Origin of the sequence: Lacipirellula sp. (genome assembly GCF_965279485.1) — a bacterium.
Taxonomy (GTDB): Bacteria; Planctomycetota; Planctomycetia; order Pirellulales; family Lacipirellulaceae; genus Lacipirellula.
The window spans coordinates 1,571,724-1,592,013 of the sequence record NZ_CBDIIC010000002.1; the positions used below are offsets into that span (position 1 = coordinate 1,571,724).

At 61.0% G+C, this 20,290-nt stretch carries 15 protein-coding genes; 6 read left to right on the top strand and 9 right to left on the bottom strand.

The features are described from left to right. Positions 1-33: 33 nt before the first annotated feature. The 9 genes from ACQY7R_RS14000 to ACQY7R_RS14040 are packed head-to-tail and all read right to left on the bottom strand — an operon-like array spanning position 34 to position 9,205. Positions 34-1,122: a Gfo/Idh/MocA family protein gene (locus ACQY7R_RS14000; RefSeq protein WP_428306210.1), complete on the bottom strand. Its 1,089-nt coding sequence runs from the start codon at positions 1,120-1,122 to the stop codon at positions 34-36. Further along, positions 1,119-1,970, bottom strand: coding sequence for a creatininase family protein (locus ACQY7R_RS14005; RefSeq protein WP_428306211.1), 852 nt, complete (start codon positions 1,968-1,970; stop codon positions 1,119-1,121). The genes ACQY7R_RS14000 and ACQY7R_RS14005 overlap by 4 nt, the downstream gene beginning before the upstream one ends. Beyond that, entirely contained in the window at positions 1,967-2,473 is a 507-nt protein-coding gene (locus ACQY7R_RS14010; RefSeq protein WP_428306212.1) for a hypothetical protein, read from the bottom strand. The genes ACQY7R_RS14005 and ACQY7R_RS14010 overlap by 4 nt, the downstream gene beginning before the upstream one ends. 11 nt (positions 2,474-2,484) lie before the next feature. Beyond that, positions 2,485-4,374, bottom strand: a complete 1,890-nt coding sequence (locus ACQY7R_RS14015; protein WP_428306213.1) for a sodium:solute symporter family transporter — start codon at positions 4,372-4,374, stop codon at positions 2,485-2,487. Then, positions 4,371-5,246, bottom strand: a complete 876-nt coding sequence (locus ACQY7R_RS14020; RefSeq protein ID WP_428306214.1) for an amidohydrolase family protein — start codon at positions 5,244-5,246, stop codon at positions 4,371-4,373. Before ACQY7R_RS14020 ends, ACQY7R_RS14015 begins: the two co-directional genes overlap by 4 nt. Beyond that, positions 5,243-6,043 (bottom strand): amidohydrolase family protein, encoded by an 801-nt coding sequence (locus ACQY7R_RS14025; RefSeq protein WP_428306215.1) that lies wholly within the window; start codon positions 6,041-6,043, stop codon positions 5,243-5,245. The genes ACQY7R_RS14020 and ACQY7R_RS14025 overlap by 4 nt, the downstream gene beginning before the upstream one ends. A 12-nt stretch (positions 6,044-6,055) precedes the next feature. After that, the gene (locus ACQY7R_RS14030; protein ID WP_428306216.1) at positions 6,056-6,784 is read right to left on the bottom strand and encodes an amidohydrolase family protein; all 729 of its coding nucleotides are present in this window, start codon (positions 6,782-6,784) and stop codon (positions 6,056-6,058) included. Next, complete coding sequence (locus ACQY7R_RS14035; RefSeq protein WP_428306217.1) at positions 6,777-7,877, bottom strand: mandelate racemase/muconate lactonizing enzyme family protein; 1,101 nt, start codon at positions 7,875-7,877, stop codon at positions 6,777-6,779. Before ACQY7R_RS14035 ends, ACQY7R_RS14030 begins: the two co-directional genes overlap by 8 nt. Next, positions 7,874-9,205, bottom strand: coding sequence for an ROK family protein (locus ACQY7R_RS14040; protein WP_428306218.1), 1,332 nt, complete (start codon positions 9,203-9,205; stop codon positions 7,874-7,876). The genes ACQY7R_RS14035 and ACQY7R_RS14040 overlap by 4 nt, the downstream gene beginning before the upstream one ends. Before the next feature lie 824 nt (positions 9,206-10,029). Here ACQY7R_RS14040 and ACQY7R_RS14045 point away from each other — a divergent pair. From ACQY7R_RS14045 to ACQY7R_RS14070, 6 genes are all read left to right on the top strand, one after another. Continuing rightward, the gene (locus tag ACQY7R_RS14045) at positions 10,030-13,383 is read left to right on the top strand and encodes a beta strand repeat-containing protein (protein WP_428306219.1); all 3,354 of its coding nucleotides are present in this window, start codon (positions 10,030-10,032) and stop codon (positions 13,381-13,383) included. A 123-nt stretch (positions 13,384-13,506) separates the two neighbouring features. Then, on the top strand, positions 13,507-13,917 hold the full coding sequence (locus ACQY7R_RS14050; RefSeq protein ID WP_428306220.1) for a hypothetical protein: 411 nt from the start codon (positions 13,507-13,509) through the stop codon (positions 13,915-13,917). Positions 13,918-14,007: 90 nt separating this feature from the next. Beyond that, positions 14,008-15,024 carry a DUF1559 domain-containing protein gene (locus tag ACQY7R_RS14055; RefSeq protein ID WP_428306221.1) on the top strand — a complete coding sequence of 339 codons (1,017 nt, stop codon included), beginning with the start codon at positions 14,008-14,010 and terminating at the stop codon, positions 15,022-15,024. 116 nt (positions 15,025-15,140) lie between these two features. Continuing rightward, a complete protein-coding gene (locus ACQY7R_RS14060) occupies positions 15,141-17,555 on the top strand; it encodes a hypothetical protein (RefSeq protein WP_428306222.1) in 2,415 nt (804 codons plus the stop codon). A gap of 209 nt (positions 17,556-17,764) precedes the next feature. Continuing rightward, entirely contained in the window at positions 17,765-18,979 is a 1,215-nt protein-coding gene (locus ACQY7R_RS14065; RefSeq protein ID WP_428306223.1) for a hypothetical protein, read from the top strand. A 29-nt stretch (positions 18,980-19,008) separates the two neighbouring features. Next, the gene (locus ACQY7R_RS14070; protein WP_428306224.1) at positions 19,009-20,247 is read left to right on the top strand and encodes a hypothetical protein; all 1,239 of its coding nucleotides are present in this window, start codon (positions 19,009-19,011) and stop codon (positions 20,245-20,247) included. Positions 20,248-20,290: the final 43 nt, after the last annotated feature.

The following is a 20,290-nucleotide window of genomic DNA, read 5'->3' on the forward strand; positions in this document are numbered from 1 at the left end:
GCCGACAACGCGCCGGCGATCGTGGGGGCGGAATTAGCGGGCTTCGACGATCCGTTCCGGTCCCGTCGACCGCGGCGTGTGTCGAGCGGGACGCTGCACGCTCCCTGCCAAGCCAAACGCAGCGGCCAACGATTCGGGCGTCACGGCCAACCCGTTTCGCGCCGATAGCTCGCAGGCGGCGGTAACTTCGAGCGCCCGAACGCCATCGCTCACCGTCGCCACCTCGGCGAAGCCGCGATTAATCGCAGCGGCGAACGTTTGATACTGCCGTTCCCAGTGCGGGGCGAGCGGCGGCAGCGTGAATGGTTGTTCGACGCCGCCGAGTTCCAGGTGGCCGCGACCGGTGACGCAATTGAAGTCGAGTCGTCCGTCGGGGCCGTTGACGGTGACAGTCGACGGCGGAAGTTCGGGCAGGAGCCAACCGATTTTGACGTCGAGCGTCGATTGATCGTCGAACTCGATGTGCGAACTCCAGACGTTCGGGCCGCTGAATGTCGGCGATGTTTGCTGGGCGACGGCGCTGACGGTGCGCCACGCGCCGTGGTTCCAGAGGCTCACATAGTCGATGACGTGCGAGCCTTCGTGCGTCATCGCCGAGCTATTGCGGATAAAGCTTTGGATGCGGGCCAGATGGAGCGCGTCGTGCGGATTGTAACGTTCGTCGTACACTTCGACGTTGATCTGCAGCGGCGAACCGAGCGACGGGGCGAGCTGGCGGATGTGCTCGACCCAATCGCCGTAGCGGAGCACGAAGCCGATTTGGTAGACGCCGCGATGTTCTTCAACCGCTTGGAGCAAACGCCGACCTTCGGCGACCGACGCGGCGATCGGCTTCTCGTCGAGGACGGCAAGTTTCAAGCGCAACGCCGCGACGACCACGTCGGGGCTGATTTCCGGCGGCAGCGCTAAGACGACCGCGTCGAGTTTCTGTTCGCGCGTCAGCAGTTTGCGCCAATCGCTGTACTGCGGCACGCCGCCGCCGGCGCGCTTCGAGAACAATTCCGTGCGGGCGGGATCGACGTCGCAAACTGCGGCCAACCGGAAGCGATCGCTCTGCAAAATCGTGGGTAGATGGCCGCTCTCGGCCACTTCGCCGCATCCAATGAGTCCAACGGAGATCACGCAATCACCTCCCGTTCCATCTGCTGCGCATCGCCGGCGTTCGCAGCCGCGTCGCGTTGAGTATCAGTGCCGCCGGCGTCCTTTAGCCCCGGGCCATCCGGCCAATAGGCGTGCAAAATCTGTCTCATCAGGGGGACGACGATGTCGAGAATCGCTTCGCCTTTCGCCGCGGTGGCGCAACTCGGCTTGCCCCAAACGCCGCTCTCGGTGAAGCGATCGAAGGGGACTGAGCGAACCGTCGGTCCGCCGGCCAGGAGATCGAACTTCAACAGCGGCGACGTTGGGGCCGCGCCGTCGTCGATAATCGCCGACTCGTCGACGAGTTCAGGCCGCATCGCCATGATTAGGCTGGTTTCGAACTCGCACGCGTGTCCTACGGCGGGGTAGTCGCCCTCGACGAGATGCCGCAGCCGTTCGCCCGCCATGCGGAACCAGGTGCCGAAGACGACGTCGACTTCCGGCAGCAGCGTGGAAAGCTGTTCGGCCGAGACGCCGCCGACGGAGATGTTGCCGCCGTGGGCGTTTAGTAGAAAGAAGCGGCGGAAGCCGTGACGAGCCGCGGAGCCGACGATCTGCGTCACAACATTGATGAACGTGGCGTGATCGAGAGTGAGCGATCCGGGAAACGCCATGTGGTGTTCGCTGCACGTTGCCGGCAGTCCCGGCAGTACGAGCAACTTGTTGTTGCAGAGCGCATCGAGGCGCGCCGCCAAGCTGTCGGCGATCAATTGATCGGTTGCCAGCGGCAAGTGAGGGCCATGCTGCTCGGTGGCGCCGAGCGGCAGCACGCAGATCGTCTCGCGCGAGACGCTGCCGAGCCGCGGCGAATTGAGTTCAACCCACTTCATGCGTTGCGCGACTCCATGGGGAGGTAACCGACGAAGCCGACGATCTTCCACTTGCCGTTGATGTGATGCAGGCGGTAAACGCTCTGGGCGGAGAGTTGGTAGCGTTCACCGCCTGTGAGCGGTTCGTCGGCCCAAAACTGCTTCCAGACGATCGCGCGGCCATCGGCAATCTCCACTTTGGCAAAAGATTGCATGCGGTAAAGCAACTCGCGGTGGGGCGTCGCGGCGAGCGGAACCTGCAGGTAGCGCTCGGCCATTTGCAGCCAGTCGTCGCGGTACGACGCGACAGTCGGATACCGGAGGGCCCAGTCGATGGGATTGAACGAGCCATTCGCCGTGATGCCTTCGAACCGATCGTGCGCGAAGTCGCCGTCGCAAACCGACCAATCGGCGGCGACGAACGCGTCGGAATCGCGGGCGATGAGAATCTCCCACAGCTCGCCGCGATCGGCGCCGGCGCTGTAGGGATTCGCGAACGGGTCTGCTGAAGCAGCGTTGGTCATCGATTCAGTCACTAGGTGGGAAGTTCCAATTCAAACGATTGCGTCGGCGTGGCGAACCCGCCCGCATTCGACTTTTCGTCGGCCAGCGCCGCGGTTTGTGCGCTGCGTAACCAACTGATGAAGAACGCAAAACCACTGATTACGGCGGTGATCGCGAAGCCCGCGGCGCTTTGCCACTTCAGCACGACGGCCATGAAGAATGCGTAGGTGATGGTGAAGCAGAAGATGATGCCGCAGACCGAGGCGACCAGATCCCAGCGCAGCTCGCGACGCTGCTGGCCAAGATCGATCAGGCCTTCCGCGGCAAGCTTGTTGCGCACCGCCCCCCAAGCCCCATGCGGTCGAACTTTCAGGTAGAAATTCCGCAGCGTTTCTGCCGATTCGGGCGGCGTGAGCAGCGAGATCGTCACGCTGCCGATCAAGCCGATGCCTAGCAGCAACAGCGTCGGCTGCCACGTCGGCCAGCTTTTGCCGTCGAGCGTGAACCAGACGAAACTTGAAAGCGGCACCGAAATCACTAGGCCGAACAGTTCGCCCCAGATGTTGAACCGCGACCAAAACCAGCGGAGCCACGCCAATGGCAACGCCGGGGCGATCATTGCAGCATTGATGAAGAAGACCCACGGGCCGATGTCGCTGATGCCTAAGGCGAGCACGGTCGCGATGATCATCATGGCAACCATTGTGATGCGGGCGACGACGATATGTTCCTTTTCCGGGGCGTTGGGGCGGATGTGACGGCGGTAGAAGTCGTTCACCACAAACGACGAACCCCACTGCAGCATCGTGCCGACGGTGCACATGTAGCCGGCCACGACTGCGGCGATGAGGATGCCGCCAAAGCCGGGGACGCGGTCCGCGTACTTGATCACGAGCTGCGACCAGACGCTGATCGAACCAGCGGTCGAGCCGTCGGGAAGCAGGATCGTTGAGTTCTTCGCGTCGGCCGCGGGATAGAGAGCGATCGCCAGCAAGCCGAGCGGTAGCAGCGGGATCATGCGGACGACTAACGTCAGCACGCAGTTGAGCATTTGACCCAGCACCGCGTGACGTTCATCCTTCGCGGCGAGGCAGCGCTGGGCGGTCCAACCTTCGCCGGCACATGGGCTACCCGCCAGGAATAGGCCAACGATGCAGAGAGCGACCAGCGTCATCGGATCGACATAGCTATTCGTCCCCGAAGATGGCGGCAGCACTTGCCAGAAGTCGGCGCCGCGTTGCGTCATCGCGCTATCGAGGATCGCTTGGTAGCTGCCGAAATCTTGGACGCCGAAGAACCAGACCGCGAGCGCCGCCGTGAAGAAGATGGCAAACTGCGGGATGTCGATATAAGCCGCGCCGAGCAATCCGCCGAGGACGGTGTACGCCGTGCCAATAGCTCCGAAGATGAAGATGACCGTCAGCGGCTCCCAGCCGAGCAGCGGGGCGAGCATCTCTGAAAGCATCGCCGTGCCGTAGCCGAGAAAGACGGTCGCCCAGCCGAAACAGGCGTAGAGCCCATAGAAGCCTCGGAACGCGGCGGCAGCTTTCCCGGAGTAACGGAATTCGATCAACTCACCAGTGGTGACGAGCCCGCTGCGGCGCCACATCTTTGCCCAAAAGACGCCGACTAGCGGCATCCAGATCGGCCAGGCGATCCAGGCGATCTGGTTGAGGTACATGAAGCCGCCGACGAAGAATAGCCATACCCAGCCGCCGCCGCAGTCGGAGTAGCCGGAGACGTTGGCGAAGCCGATCACCCACCAGGGCAGGCTGCGCTCGCCAATAAGGAAACCATCTGCGCTTTTAGTCGCGGCTCGCGAGAAGTAGACGCCGAGGCCGATCATCGCGACCGAGTAGATTGCAATGACGGCCCAGTCGGTTGCCGACAACGACAGGTTGAGTAAGGCAAGCAGGCTCACGCGCTTCTCCGATCTTGCGGTTGACTGCGGAAGTCAGAGAGTCCGAGCAACGCCAAGGCGTCGCGATGAATTAACAGTTCAATTTGCTCGGCCGGCAGTGCGAAGCGATCGATCCGCACTTCGGCCAGCGAACGGAGTCCGGCGATCGTTTCCGTCACGGTCGTCACGGGGTAATCGGTGCCGAACAGAATTTTGTCCCAGACGTTGTACTCGTGGACGAGCATCAGACTGTGGAACAGCTGCCACGGTCGATACGTCAGAGCGCTAATGTCGGCGAACAGATTCGGGTGCTTGCGAATGACGGCAACCGTCTCGCCTTCGTAGGGATGACCTAGGTGGGCCAGAATCATCTTGACGTCGGGGAAACGCCGCGCGACCACGTCGAGGTGCCGCGGCAGCGTGCAGTCGATCGGGGCCTTCGACACGAACGTGGTGCCGGTGTGCAACAGAACCGGGAGTTGGTGCTCGCCGGCATAACGCCAGAGCGGATCGAGGCGTTCGTCTTGCGGGTAAAAGTCGGCGTACATCGGCAGCAGCTTGATGCCGCGCAAGCCGTGGCGTTGATGACCCTCGCGAAGTTCCTCTTCCCACCCTGGCTGTGTCGGGTCGACCGAGAGAAACCCGATCATCCGGTCGGGCGCCTGGGCGACGTACGAGGCGACGTCGGCGTCGTTGACCCATAGCCCCGAAAGCCGGGCTTTGCCGCCGAAGACAATCGTGACGACTTCCTCGTCGGTCGGCAGATTGTCGCGGTAACGCTCGTACGGCGTGAGCAAGTTCACCGCGCTCGCCCGCATACGACGGGCGTCGGTCATGAACTCTTCGTTGAACGAGCCTTCCGGCCAGCAGTGTGCATGGACGTCAATGATCATCTTTTGCCTCCCGCCGATGAAGCCGTTGCAGTGAGCGGGAATTCGTCGAGCTTGAGGAGTCGGACCGAGTTGCCGTACAGAATGAGATCGAGTTCCGCCGGTGTTAGCTTCGCTTCCGTGACATTGTCGATTCGCTCGGGCAGCAACCGCCAACCCGCCGCGCCGAAGTCGGAGCCGAAGATGATCTTCTCGGCGCCGCCGAGTGCCACCAAGTGCTCAAGGTCGCCTGGCCGCGGGCCGCAGAAGCAGCCGTAGAGATTCGGAATCTCGCGAATCAACTGCGCCGCCGGGCTGACGTAGTCGGCCGAGCCGGCATGGCCGAGCACGATGATCGTTTTCGGCGACCAGCGAGCTAGATCCGCCACTTGGTACGTCGTCGAATAGGGCGGCGTCCCGTCGTGTAAGAGAATCGGCACTTGGTGCTGCGCGGCGACGTGCAGAATATCCATCATCGTGTTACGGAGCATGCTCGACGCGAAAGCCTGTAGCCACGGATGAAACTTAATGCCGCGGAAGCGGGGATTTGCGAGGCAGCGTTCTAGTTCGTCGACGGCCGCACGTCCCAGCTTGGGATCGACTGTGACGAAGGGAATTAAGCGATCGGGATACTCGTTCGCACGGCGAAGGAGCGCTTCGTTGTGCGGGATGCAATCCTCATAAAAACCCATGATCGTGAAGACGCAGGCCGCCTCGACTTCGAAGCGATCGAGCGTCGCGACCATCGAACTCGGCGAATCGCATGGCACGTGGAACCAGCGTTCGTCGAGGTGGGCGTGGAAGTCGATAATTCGCGTCATCTTCGCTCCGAGTTACACCTTGAAGAGCCGCGAGGCGTTACCATGATAAATCGCTTCCCGCGTTTCCGCAGAAAGTTCGAGACGATCGAGCGTGCGGAGACTCACTTCGTAGCGGCTGCGCGGCTCGGCGCTGCCGAACAGCACGCGTTCGGCGCCGTGCTGATTGATGATCTCTAAAATGCCGTCTGACCAGAGCATCGAAGCATCAAGGTACAAGTTCGGCACGTTGCCGATCGCGGCGCCAATCTCGAACCACATATCGGCGTAACCGCCGAAGCCGGCGATGAAATTGACGGTCGGGAATTTTCTCGCGATCTCGACTACTGCCAGCACGTCGGCGAACACGTACGTCCCCGTGCGGAACATGATCGGCCAGCTATATTCGGCGGCGCGTTCATACACAGGGAACGCCACCGGCTCAGTCGGGAAAAAGCCTTGTCGTAGCGGATCGAGGTAGAGGCCCACGGCGCCGAGATCTCGGCAGCGCGCGAGTTCCTCCAGCCCTGCCCTGCCCCACCAAGGATTGATCGTCGCCAGTCCGCGAATGCGCGGGCCTGCGCTGAGCGTGAGATCATTGCCGGCCCGGTGGTCGACCACGAGGCCCGCTCCCATCGGACGAGCGATGGCGATTTCAACTCGTGCTGCATCCATCCGGCGCAGCAACTCCGCGGCGTCGAGCGCGAGATAGGTCTCGTCGCCGAGCATGGCGTGTGCGTCGATGATTCGCGAAGCCCTAGTCACGCGGCTGCACTCCAAAACCTACCCCAGTGGGAACAGTCACGCGTCCTTGCTTCAACTCGATCGCGGGAACGACTGCAGATTGAGCGTAGAACAATGAACCCATCAAATCGCAGGCGTAGCGATCAACTGGAAATGCGGAGAGACTCGAAGCGAGCGCAAGGTGAGCCGCCTGGCCCAGATCGGTTTCAAGATTCGAGCCAATCGCACACAGCTTCCCCGCTGCATGAGCTTTCTTGGCCATGGCGAGCGAGTGCGAGAAGCCGCCGTTCTTGCCCGGATAGACCGACAGAATGTCGAAGGCGTCGAGTTCGAGCGCTTCGTCGAGATCATCGGGTGTGAAGACCGACTCGTCCGCCATGACCGGCGGATTCGTGCGACGCTTCACTTCGGCAAGAGCTGCTAGGCGATCGCGACGCGTCGGTTGTTCGACAATGGCGAGGTTAAATGGTTCCAGCGCTTCGATAGCGGCGACCGCTTCATCGGCCGTGGCGTGAGCGCCGTTGGCGTCGATCGTGAAAATTGGCTCGTCGCCCAGTCGCTCGCGAACGGCACGCAGTCGTGCCACGTCGTCGATGCCTGGTACACCCGTTTTAAATTTGAGCGTTCGCACGCCCGCTTCCCAGAACTCCACCGCCAACCGCACCGTTTCTGCGGGCGGGTAGCAGCCGATGCTGACTCGCGTGGGGATTGATTCGACGGGCGACCGATCGGCAATCAGCTGCGAGACCGATTTGTTCTGGCTGCGGGCCCAAAGATCCCACAACGCGATGTCGATGGCCGCCTTGCCGAATGAGTTCGCGTGGAGATGCCGATCAAGAATCGCAACGGTTTCGCTGGGATGGTCGAAGGTTTTGCCAACGACGAGCGGCGTCATGAAGTTTTCGATCATCCACTTTGCGGTTTCGGCCGATTCGCCGCTCCAGATCGGCGCCGTCGTTCCCTCGCCGTAACCGCAGGCCCCGTCGCTGCCGCAAACAGTAATCGTCAGATATCGCGACGACACATGCCGGCCGAGCGACGAGACGATCGCCCCTTCCTGCCGCACCGCGTGATCGACGATGCGGGCTTCGATCTTGCTAACCGCGAAACTCACGAACTCGTTCCTTTCTTGGCCGTGCTTTTCGCACTGGGGCGATGCTCCACCGTGCCGCCCATCGATGGGTAGGCGAATAAATTGCTCCGCACGCGCGCCGCGATGCCGAGAAACGCTGAGTCTTCGCCGAGCTCTGCCAGGCGGACGTCGACGTTCGCGACCAATTCGGGTAGCGCGTACTTGGGTAATTCTTCGCGAAGCAACGCGAGCAACGAATCGCCGGCGGCCACGAAGCGGCCCCCTAAGATAATTCGCTCCGGATTGAGTAGACTCGTCGCGTTGCCGAGCGCCACAGCGAGCGCCTTTGCCGCGTTGGCGAGGACTTCGCGAGCCCGCGAATCGTTCGCTTGAGCTGCGACAAGCATTTGGGCAAAATCGTCGCCTGCTTCTTCGCCGCGCGGAACGATGTTGTCGAGATCTGCGGGGGCTACGCCGCGCCACAAGGCCGCTAAGCGAGACGGCGCCAAGTGAGCCTCGAGGCAGCCCCGTCCGCCGCAACCGCAGAGGGGGCCGTCCATCGACACCCGCGTGTGGCCGATTTCGCCGGCGGATCCGTCGCGTCCGGCGAGAAGATTGCCCCCTTCGACGATGCCGCCGCCGATGCCTTCCAGTAAGGTGACGAACAACACATGCTGCGATCCGCGGCCCGCGCCGTAGGCGACTTCGCCGAGCGCTTGCCAACCGTCGGCCCGTTCGATGACCGCCGCCAGTTCCGTCGACTGGCTCAAGTGCTCGACGACCGGCACATTCGTCCAGCCTGGCATGTTGACGGCGCGAATCGATCTGCCGGTGGAGACGTCGACTGTTCCCGGGTCAGCCGCGCCGACGCCGACGAGTTTCACGCCGACCTCGTGAGCCACTGTTAGCGTTTGCTTCAAATGTTTGGCGATCAACCGCAGGCGAGTCGTCGCATCTTCTGTTTCAGGGGCGTTCCAGCGGCGCTTCCAGTGGACGGTTCCGGCGAGATCGACGAGGGCCGTCGTTACCGACTCTTGGTCATAACGCACACAGGCTACGCCGAGTCGCCGCAGGTCGAGCTCCAGCAGCGAACGCGGCCGCCCGCGCCCCGTTCCTGCAGCCGGGCTGATCATGCTTTCACGAACCACCCCTTCGGTGATCAAGCTGCCGCAAATGTCGGACAGTCTCGACAACGGCAGCCCAGTCGACTGCTTCAACCCGACCCGCGAGCGGGGCCCTTCGTGAAACAGCGCCGCGCAAACGAGCGAGCGGTTGTAGGCGCGCTTCGAGCTGCGGCCATCTTCGCGTCGCCAGACAGGCGGGTTGGTTTTCGTTGACTTCATATTCGCGGCGGGGCGTTTCTTGGGCATAACGTGCGACGGTGTAAGCGGTTGGGATCAGTTTGATCAATCGCGATCAAACATAACCGCTTCGAGTGCTGCGTGTGGAGATCGCCGGTCGGTTGGCCGTTCTGTTTCTGCTCGGCCGCAGTTTAGAGCTGAGTTGCGGCAGGCCGGAGTGGTTGGCGATCAATGGCTTGGGTTGGCGGGCCTCCAGTCATTTGCGGAGACGTTCGTGGCTGCTGCTACGTCCCCAGTAAACTTACAAGACAGTAAATTTAAATGGCATGTGCGAGTAGAAGTGTGGTGCCGCTTCGCAAGCGACTCGCGTTAAAGGCCGTCTCCGAGCCATTTTTATGCGGCTTTCATCCTATCGCAACTTGCCGGGGGAATGAAATAATAAAATTCCAATTTTGTAAAAAAAGTTATTGACCCCGCCTGGTCGCATCGAATAGCATGAGCCCGTTCAGTGAGGAATTGTCCACAGGCGGCACCTTGGGCGATTTCGCTGAATCGTCGCGCGATGCGTGAAGGTTCAACGGAATCGCTCCTCAAATCAGGAGCTGCAGATGAGTCGATTGCTCGGGGCAGATGGTTGGCGCGATCAAATCCGCGCCGGCTGTAGCAATCGCTCGACCCCGATGCCGACAGGTGGAACCAACTCGTCGGCATCGGGCGCAAGTCAACCGGCCGCTCATCGACATGGGCCGGAGAACAGGGGAAGCGTCTGGCAAGCGTCATTCGATGCGAATCAGACGGTAGGCGAGCAGCGGGGCCGGCAACGGCGCGAGCGTCTTCACGGTCGACGGACCGGCGCATCTACAACGAACAACTTTCCGAACGAGGGACTTCCCATGACGAGTTCGAGACTCTTGCGGGCAGGGCAAGCGTCGGCCTTCCTAGCGATTGCGTGCGTAGCGATTGCCGTCAATTCCGCCGCGGCCGTGACGTTCAACTTCGAATCGCCGACGTATGTCGCTGGACCGCTCGTAGGGCAGGACGGCTGGATTAAGAACACCTACTACGGTGATCCCAACGGTGCGGTCACTGTCTCGAGCACTGCTCCGTTGGGCGGCGCTCAATCGATTTCGTACGTCGAGGCGACCGCCGGGGGATTGGCCGACGTCGGGCGCTTGGGGGCTATCGCCGTTCAGGACATTCAGGGGACTGACGTCACGCTTTCGTACACCATCAAAGGAACGACCGGTGTCAGCGGCCCGAATGGGGGCGTGTTCATCGGCAACGGCGCACCATTCGGCGCGAGCCCCATCTTCGCGAGATTGAACGGGGGCGTCGTGGAAGTAGGGTCGGCGGGCGCCTTCGTCCCGGTCAACGCGTTCTTTTTTAGTCCGGGCGAAACGATCAAAATGACTTACGAGATCGACTTCGGTTTGGGGTCGATGAATCTGATTCTTGAGAATCTTGTGGGCGGCGAGATCGCTTCGCAAGTCTATCCGTTCTTTGCCGGCTACGGCGCCCCTACCGGCCCTAATGGCGAATACAACATCGACTTGGGCATCTTTTTCCGCGGCGGCAACGTCACCGTCGACGACATTACGCTCACTGCCGGCGTGGGGCCCATCCAAACGAATTTTGAATGGACCGCCAATGCCACTGGCAACTGGAACCTAACGACGAATTGGACGCCGACGGGAATACCAGGCACGATTGCAGGTCGCCAGAACGTCTTGCTCGGTTCGGCGATTACGGCTGCGCGAACCATCTACAACAATGAAGCCCGGACGCTCAACACTCTAACGATCAGCAACACGAACTCGTACATCGTCGCCGGCACTGGGACGCTGGGTTTCCAGGCCGATGCTTCGGGCCCCACGACGATCGCTCCGAAGATTAACGTGACGAGCGGGGCCCACCAAATTCAGCTAGCTGTCGAGCTGTTCAACGACACCAGCGTCACCGCCGCGGCGGGGGCGTCGCTCGACTTCAACAACGTCGTCGACTTGAACGGGCACATGCTCACCACTTCGGGGACGGTGCGGTTTAACCACAGCACGATCGGCGGCGGCGCGGTCATGAGCCTCGGATCGCTTGAAGCCGAAGGCGTCGCCAGCTTCGGCGGCGACCTGACGAGCAAGGGGGCGATGTTGGTTAGCGCTGATGAAAGCGGCAACAGCTTTTATCAGGTCGCTGGCGACGCCGTTCTTTCCGGCATCTTGGACGTGGTATGGAATGCATCGTCGCTACCCGCCGGCCAGATGACGATTCTGACCGCCGGCGGAACGCTCGACGCTTCCGGCCTGGCTCTCGCGCCGGAGGACGCGAAGTCGTTCGCTCTCGGCACGGATGGGAACAATTTGACGCTCACTTTCCTGGGGGTTGCCGTGCCTGAACCAACTACTGCCGGACTGCTAGGCTTCGCCATGACGGGTCTAACCTTGTTTCGCCGCCGCCGAGTTCAGGTACGGCAGGTAGCTTGCGTCGTGGTCGTCGCGGCAACCGCTGGAACGGTGGGGCAGGCGTTAGCGGTCAACTACAACTTCGAGAATCCGCCGTACACGTCGGGAAATATCGTTGGCCAGCAGAACTGGACGACGCCCGCGTACGTGCTCGCCGACCCCTTCTTCGGCGGCGTGCTGAACGGCACCGCCGCGGTGAGTACTGTTAATCCGATCGGCGGATCCCAGTCGCTCTTGTATTCGCAGACTGTCGATCCTCCGTCCGCCGGCAACACCGGGGCGGCAGACGTCTCGCGAGCGAACGCCGTCTTCGCCAAAAAGGACGGAACGCCCGCCAACGACCTGACCGCGTCGTTTCAGATCCGCACTGACGCGAACAGCGTCGGCAGCGGGTCTGCCGGCTTCTTCCTTGGCCGGTTCGGCGCCAGCCCGATTTTCGTCTTGATTACCGACGCCAGCAGTTCGGCTGGAACCGGGAGCGTCCTCATCGGCGACAACGCCGCGTTCTCGACTTCCACGTACGTCGCGAATAGCGTTTACGAGTACACGTTCGGCGTCGACGTCGACAGTGCTACGTACGAGGTCACGTCACGCAATATCACGGCGGGAACCCCGGCTCAAACGCTGACGGGCTCGGGACCGAACGGGCGCTTCGTCTTTCTCGGAGGCGGCTACGGGAGCGATGGCGACGATCAAACCTACACGTTCGACACGACAGTGCTGCTTCGCAGCGGCGAGGCGCGAATCGACAACATTACTGCCATCGGCGCTGACTACACCGAGGCGCTGTGGGGAGGCGGATCGGGGAGTTGGGCGACCAACGCCTCGTGGATTCCCAACATCGCTCCCAATGTCGCCACTGGCAACGCGCCAATTGCCGTGTTCGGCAGCCGCATCACCTCGCCGCAAACTGTCGTCACGGGCGCAACCCAAACGGTGAACGGCCTTCGTTTCGACAATGCCAACAAGTACGCGATTTCCGGTCCCGGGGCCGTCGCCCTCAAGGCCAATACGGTTGGCGGGACGGTCAATCCGACGATTAACGTGCTCAGCGGCTCGCACGAAGTACAGACTCGCCTGAGCGTTCTCGACAATACGACGATCACCGTCGCCGCAGGGGCGCAGATCGACTTCAACAACGCCGTGGAGTTAGGCGGCAAGACGCTGGCAACTGCCGGCGCCGTCAATCTAAATTACGGCGTCACCGGCGGCGGATCGATTACGAACACGGGCGTCCTCGGCACTGCCGGCACGACGCCAATCGCTGCGAATCTGACCAGCACCGGGACATTGGCATTCGATCTGGGCCTCGCGAATACAGATTTCTTCAACATTACCGGCAACGCGACGTTGTCGGGGTTGGTCGATATCACGCTTGAACCAGGATTTGTTCCGTCTGGCAGTTACACGCTGCTGACGGTGAGCGGCACGTTGAACACTGCGGGGCTCGCTTTAACCCCGGCTGATGCGTCGCAGTTCTCGCTGGGCGTTTCCGGCAAGAGCCTTGTGCTGACGGTTGGCGGTTCGACGCCGATTCCCGGGGACTTCAACAACAATGGCGCCGTCGACGGCGCCGACTTGACGAAGTGGAAGACCGATTTCGGCCCAGGCGCCGGTTCCGACGCCAATGGCGACGGTCGCACCGATGGCGCCGATTTCTTGATCTGGCAGCGCAACTTCGGCAGGACTTCCGCAGTGCCGACGTCCGCGGCGGTGCCAGAGCCGACATCGCTCGCCCTCGGCTGCTCGTTCGCGTGCCTTGGCTGGGTCGTCTCTCGCCGCCGCCGGTAATCAAGATTATTCGGAACCGTTGCAGACGCTTGGCTTTGGAAGGCCAAGCGCCTGCAACACCTTTCTATGTGCCAGTAGAAATCGATGAATCTGAACCAATGTTACGTTTTGCGTCGGCAGGCTATGCACCTCTTGTTAGTCGCCGTGGCCGTCGCGCTGTCTGCCGCAGGCTGCGGCAAGTCAGGTCCGACGCTTTTGCCAGTGAAGGGCAAGGTCACAATCGACGGCCAGCCTGCGAAGGAAGGCGGAGTGACTTTCCACAACGCCGCGAATCAGATGATTCAGCTCGTCAGCTCGATACGTTCTGACGGGACCTACGTGATGATGCATAACCGCGACGAAGGTGCGCCTGCGGGCGACTACGTCGTAACCGTTCTCGTGAGCGAAACGCCGATGACTCCTGACGGGAACTACTCGGGGCTTCCCAAGACGGTCAGCAATCGAAAGTTCGCCGATCCGGGAACCACTCCGCTGAAAGTCGAAGTAAAAGTAGACGCCGCGCCTGGTGCTTACGATCTCGGCGTTACCAAGTAGGAACAATCAGCCAGAGCGATTGGAACGCACACCTTCAAGCACGTCACCTGCCGGAAGAGAATAAGTCCCGCTAGAGTAAGGAAGCAGAGCATGAGTCGCACTGTATCGAGAAAGAGTGGGTTCACACTCGTCGAATTGCTAGTCGTCATTGCGATCATCGGCGTGTTGGTGGCACTGCTGCTGCCGGCCGTTCAGGCGGCGCGCGAAGCAGCGCGACGGTCGCAATGCACGAATAACCTGAAGCAAATTGGACTAGGCTCGCATAATTACGAATCAAGCCAGAAGGTGCTGCCGTATAATCGATACAGCGGCAATTACGAGTTGCCAGCCACGGCGTGGGGGATTGCGCAGGTTAATGGCCAAGAACAGGGCCCTCCGTGCCGAGCCTGGAGTTGGCTGTCCTCAATTCTGCCGCACATTGAACAAGGCGCTATTTACAACCAAGGGCAAATCCCCAAGCTACCCTTGCAAGACAGTTTGCAGGCGATAGGCGCAGTCATTCCCGCCTTCCAATGTCCAAGCGATGAGTTAGCCGGAAACAATCCCATCAGAAATGCGAATACTTGGTATATCAAAGGTATTCGCAACATCGGTATGACAAACTATGACGGCGTGATGGGAGCGCAGTCGGATGTCCCTCCCTATCAGAATATCAACGTCGAAGGAACCGGCAATGAACCGTGGCGTAATGGAAACGGCGTCATGGCGATCTTCGCTTGGATCAATCCGCTCGGGTTCGAGCACGTGGAAGACGGAACCAGCCAAACGATGATGGCTGGCGAGCAGGCGTTTGAGGCATCGCGCGCAATGTGCGGCGATCCAGGGAAGTGCTACGGCCTCGGCTACTCATGGGCGCACAGCGTCGAAGCCAGCGCGAGCGCCGCCCTCAAGCCAAATGCCGCGGTTCCAGGCCTCGCCAACACCGATCCTTCGGTTGAGCAGTTTCCATACCGGACGCAGTTCGGTTTCAACAGCATGCACCCGGCCGGATTGAGCTTCGTCTTTGTTGATGGTTCCGTCCACTTCATTGACGAGGGCGTTGAGTTGGGGGTATACCGAGCGCTCGCTACGATTAAGGGCGGCGAAACGACCTCGTTTTCCAATTGAGTGATCACGCGCCGTTGCGCGTCGCACGGTTCAAACGGTGAAGTCGCCGCGGCTTACAGCGACTGCCCGCTCGCATCTCCAGCTTGCGTTAGCAGGCAGTCAAGAGAGGAAGCGTTATGGAATTCCCCTGTTTACGGTTAATGAAGCTGGCCGCGTCTCGGCTCCTCGTTCTCGCATTGGTCAGCCAAACGTTTGCGGCGTCGCCCGCGGAGCCCAGCTTCGAATCAGCCAAAAATTGGTTCCCGTCAGTTCGGAACGTCTGGACGCCCGTCGGGATCAAGAACCATCCTTTCAGGTTCACTTCGCTCTACAACGGCACGATCGTCGCCGACACGCATCCGCTGCGCAGCATGCCAGCGGGGCCGATTAAAGAGTACCTGAACCCCTACATTGGCCAAGGCGTTCAACTGACGCTGACGCCATCGTTCGATGGATCGATTCCGCAGCGGCCGGACCATCCATTTCAGCTCAGCAGCCGGCCCGACGGCGGCGTCGGGATGCAAGGGTGGGACGACGATCACGCAGCGCCGGTCCTGTGGACCCGCTGGCCGATGAACACGATGTACGGCAGCACCGGCGTCGTCGTCCGCGAGGAGGTGTTCGCCCACTCGCCCGCCGGCATCGAAGCGAAGACCGGCAAAGAGCCGCTGTACCTCTGGATGCGGCTCAAGGTTGAGCATGTCGATCCGTTCGAGGCGTCGCCCAACGCGGTGATGATGATCCACATCGGCAACCCCGACATGATGCAACGGAGCATGTGGCACGAAGAGAACCTCACCGTTCATCCGGAACGCGCCATTTATCCGCGAGCTCTCACACGCGATACGTATCAGAAGGGAAACCTCTCTTGTTGCCGGCTAGTGGAGCCCGATGGCCGCGTGCGGTTGGTCGGCATAATGTCCGCTGGTTCGGCGATGCTCGTGGAGCGGACCGAAGGGAGCCGCGACTACTACCTGCAGGTTTCGATCCCGGCTGTCAAAGGAACGTACGTCGACTTGCTCGTCCCGATGCTGCCGGGCGATACGGAGGCGGTGCGTGCGGAGGCTGATCTCGGTTTCGACGCCGCCCTGGCTCAGAACGATCAGCAATGGACGAAGCGTCCCGAAACGGCCGCCGTCGTCATTACCCCTGAGCCGCACGTTAATCGCGCGATTCGCCGGATGATTGAACTCGCCCTCGTGACGAGCGAAACGAATCCTGAAAACGGCGACCAGGCGCTCCTGACGGGCAACTGGAACTACGACACGCTCTGGCCCACGCCGACTTGCATGGCGACGCATATGCTGCTCGATCACCTCGGCTACCACCAGTTTGTCGCCGACAACCTGAAGATTTTTCACAAGTACCAAGGCTCCACCAAACCGCCGGGCGAAGCGTACGAGCTACACCCTGGTTACCTAGGAGCCCCGAAGCAACTCAGCTCGATCGATTGGCTGACGGATCACGGCTCGGTGCTTCACGCGATGTCGCAGAATGCGTTGCTCTCCGGCGACCAACAGATCATCGACGAATCGCTTGAGCCGATTCTTAAGGGTTGCGAGTTCCTTCGTGATGCCCGCCGCAACACCAACCACGAAGGGGCGCCGGGCGTGCTCCCTCCTGCGGTCGCCACCGACACGGGCGTTCCCTCGCAAGCGGTTTGGAATATCGCCTGGAACTACAAAGGCCTTGAGTCCGCCGTGAAGCTACTGCAATCGATCGGCCACCCTCGCGCCGACGAGTTTGCGACGGAAGCGAAAGAGTATAAGGAGGCGTTCGTCAACGCTTATCGCGAACGCGCTGCGACGATGCCGACCTGGAAGACCGACGCCGGCGTCGAGCACCGCGTCGTGCCGACCGGCCTCTTCGGACCCGAGATGCAAAGCCACCCTTTCTTTCTCGACACTGGGCCGATGGTGCTCGTGTACGCGGGCCTACTCGACGCGGACGATCCGTTGATGAAGGATTCGCTCGCCTACTATCGCGAGGGACCGGACGTCAAGCTGTACGATCCGCGCGGCGACATGCACCAGCGGGCGATTCTCACTCACGAGATCTCAACCTGCGAGCCGTGCTACAGTTTCAACATTCTTTGCTCGTGGCAGTCGGGTGATCGTGAAAAGTTCTTGGAGGGAATGTACGCCCTTCTCTCCGGCGCCTTGTCGCAGCAGACGTTCAGCGGCTGCGAGCATCGCCACGGCATTTGGAGCCTGCCGGCGCCGGGTGCGTTGATGTTCTACGCGATGAAGCTGGCGGTGATCGACGATCAACTTGAGCCGGGCCAGTTCCACCTCCTTCGCCTTTGTCCTGAGGCTTGGTTGAGCGCGGAGCAGCAAACCGTTTTCGAAAACATTGCAACCGAATCGGGCCCCGTCACGCTGCGGTTTAAAGTGGTCGATGGCGGCAAGGCGCTCGACGTCGAGTGGGAGCCGAGTTTCCGCAAGCAACCGCAAGGCGTTCAGCTGCATGTGCCGGAAATCACAGGCTTGGAAGCGGTGATCGTTAATGGCGAACGCCATCCAGCTAAGCCTGGCGATATCCTGAAGCTTTGAGCGTCGGCGCAGCGCGGCGACTCTTCTGTTTTCGTCGCTTCGACGAGGCAGTTCGTCTTCGCCGTTCAGCTTCTATTGCGCAACTTTAGTTGCGAGCTTCGCTCGGCCCGCGCGACACCATGAACTTGTCTGTGGAGTGTTTTTTGATGCGACTGTCGATTCCATGCCAATCTCGTCGACGCGGCGTTCGTTGCGTACGAACTGCGCTAATGCTTGCAGCGGCAATCGGTCTCTCGATTGGATCGCAGGAAGTGCGAGGCGAGGAGGCGACGCCGCCGTTCCCGCTGATGGCGTGGGACTACGCCGACGATGAAGAAACGCTGCAGAAGATGGCCGATTGCGGCATCAACATGGTCGCATTCGTTCCGCCCGAAGCACTCGATATCTGCCAGAAGCTGGGGATCAAAGCGATCGTCTACCAGGCAGGGATCACTCCCGCCCATTGGGCGGCGCCATTCAATGCCGAGGAGGCGAACAAAGCGCTGCCCGATCTCATCAATCGCGTGAACGACCACCCAGCCGTGTACGGCTACCATCTGAAGGACGAGCCCGACCACAGCCAGTTCCCTGAACTTGCGAAGTCGGTGAAGGTCGTCCACGATTTGGCGCCTGGCAAATGGGCCTACATCAACCTTCCGCCTGGCATGGGCGAAGGTTACGACGGCTATCTCGACGTCTACGTGAACACGTGCCATCCCAAGATTCTTTCGTACGACAACTACCCCGTCGGCCAAGAAGGAAACTTCTCGTACGGCTTCTGGGCCAATATCGCCCAGGTACGCAACGCCGGCTTGCGGCATAACTTGCCGTTCTGGAACATTTTCCTCAGCTCGGCGCATCTGACCTACGGCGAGCCTTCGGAAGCGGCCCTGCGACTGCAAGCTTACGGCTCGCTCGTCTACGGGGCCAAAGGCCTCTGCTACTACAAGTTTATTAGCCGCGAGTTGCCGATTCTCGACGCTCCCGAGCTGGGCGACTTCCGCAACGGGCCGCTCGACCAGTTCGGCGAGAAGACGCATACCTGGAATTGGATGCGGAACATGAACCGCCAGATCCAGAACATGGGCCCCACGCTGCTCAAGCTGAAGTCCGATGTCGTCTACCACGTCGGCGACGTTCCCGAGCAAAATCGCGGCGTCGGCGAGGATACCTTGGTGAAGGGATTGAAGTCCGGCAGCGATTTCGCGATCGGCGACTTCACGCACGAAGACGGGTCGCGCTGGGTGATGATTGTCAACAAAAGCCTCACCCATTCAACGACGCTCGTGCCGGAATTCCGCGACGCCGTCGCCAAGCTTGAGTATCTCTCGCCGATCAGCGGCAAGATGAAAGAGATCAGCCCGTACTACTGCCTTCCTCCTGGCCAGGGCGTGTTGCTGAAGCCGACGTTCGCGCCGCCAGTCGCAGAAGTCAGCGAGAAGTGATTCCGATTGGACCCCCAGGCAACGTTGCAATGAAGTTTCGGTCGATGTTGATTGTCGCATTATTGTCGCTTCTTAGCGGACCAGCGGCGTTTGCAAGCGAACCCGTGGCAGCAGGTGCGGCGCGTTTCCCGCTGATGGCGTGGGACTACGCTGACGATCAGGCGACGTTCGAAGCGATGCGCGACGCAGGCATCACGAGCGTTGCGTTCGTGCCGATCAAGGCGCTCGACCTCTGCCACGACGCAAGCCTGCAGGCCGTTGTGTTTGACGAACGTCTCTCTGGCGCCACGTATCACGGCCCCTTCGACGGCGCCGCGGTGGAGCAGAACCTGCCCGCCGTGCTGAAGGAAGTTGGCGACCACCCCGCGGTGCTTGGCTATCACCTTCGCGATGAGCCGAGCCCGGAGCAGTACCCCGATCTTGCGAAGGGCGTTGCTGCGGTCCGCAAGCTTGCGCCTGGCAAGTGGCCTTACATCAACCTGCTGCCCGGCGAAGGGGAAGCGTACGACAAGTATGTGGAAGATTTCGTTACCATCTGCAATCCTACGGTGCTGTCGTACGATCGGTACACCACGTACGGCGTCAACGACTTTTTGCCGATCTTCTGGGCGAACCTCGCGCAGATGCGGGAAGCCGCGCAGAAGCATAAGCTCGATTTCTGGAACGTCGTTCTGACGGCCACCCACTGGAACTACCGTGAACTGACCGAGGCCGACTATCGGATGGAGGTCTTCGGCTCGCTGGTCTACGGGGCCAAGGGGATCGGCTACTACAAGTTCATGTCGGGTTCTCTGCCAATTCTAAAAGCCCCTGATCTCGGCAACTTCCGCAACGCGCCGCTCGACCAATTCGGCGAGCGGACGCCGGCTTGGCATTGGATGCGTAACATCAATCGCCAGGTCCACAACATGGCTCCGGTGCTGCTCAAGCTTGAGTCGAACGACGTCTACCACATCGGCGGCACCGTGCCGGACCGGAATCATGGCCCGAGCGAGACGTCGCTGGTGAAAAGCATCCCCGAAGGCGAGTTCGTTGTCGGCGATTTCACCCACAGCGAGAACAGCAAACGCTACGTGATGATTGTCAACCGCAGCATGGTCAACTCGCAGCGGTGTGCTCCGGAGTTCCTCTCCACCGCCGGCAACGTGAAGTACGTCTCGCCCATTACTGGCGAGACGCTTCCCTACATTGGTTGGGCCTACTTCCTAGCGCCTGGTCAGGGCGTGCTACTGGAATTGAATCCTGACGAGCCAGTCGCGGCCCCTTAGATGGCCTCGACGCTAGTCGCTTCCGATCAACCTGAAAGATGAC

Coding starts and splice junctions, on each gene's coding strand:
- ACQY7R_RS14055 (WP_428306221.1), top strand. CDS start 14,008: ATGAGTCGCACTGTATCGAGAAAGAGTGGGTTCACACTCGTCGAATTG.
- ACQY7R_RS14010 (WP_428306212.1), bottom strand. CDS start 2,473: ATGACCAACGCTGCTTCAGCAGACCCGTTCGCGAATCCCTACAGCGCC.
- ACQY7R_RS14065 (WP_428306223.1), top strand. CDS start 17,765: ATGCTTGCAGCGGCAATCGGTCTCTCGATTGGATCGCAGGAAGTGCGA.
- ACQY7R_RS14045 (WP_428306219.1), top strand. CDS start 10,030: ATGACGAGTTCGAGACTCTTGCGGGCAGGGCAAGCGTCGGCCTTCCTA.
- ACQY7R_RS14050 (WP_428306220.1), top strand. CDS start 13,507: ATGCACCTCTTGTTAGTCGCCGTGGCCGTCGCGCTGTCTGCCGCAGGC.
- ACQY7R_RS14060 (WP_428306222.1), top strand. CDS start 15,141: ATGGAATTCCCCTGTTTACGGTTAATGAAGCTGGCCGCGTCTCGGCTC.
- ACQY7R_RS14005 (WP_428306211.1), bottom strand. CDS start 1,970: ATGAAGTGGGTTGAACTCAATTCGCCGCGGCTCGGCAGCGTCTCGCGC.
- ACQY7R_RS14040 (WP_428306218.1), bottom strand. CDS start 9,205: ATGCCCAAGAAACGCCCCGCCGCGAATATGAAGTCAACGAAAACCAAC.
- ACQY7R_RS14020 (WP_428306214.1), bottom strand. CDS start 5,246: ATGATCATTGACGTCCATGCACACTGCTGGCCGGAAGGCTCGTTCAAC.
- ACQY7R_RS14070 (WP_428306224.1), top strand. CDS start 19,009: ATGAAGTTTCGGTCGATGTTGATTGTCGCATTATTGTCGCTTCTTAGC.
- ACQY7R_RS14025 (WP_428306215.1), bottom strand. CDS start 6,043: ATGACGCGAATTATCGACTTCCACGCCCACCTCGACGAACGCTGGTTC.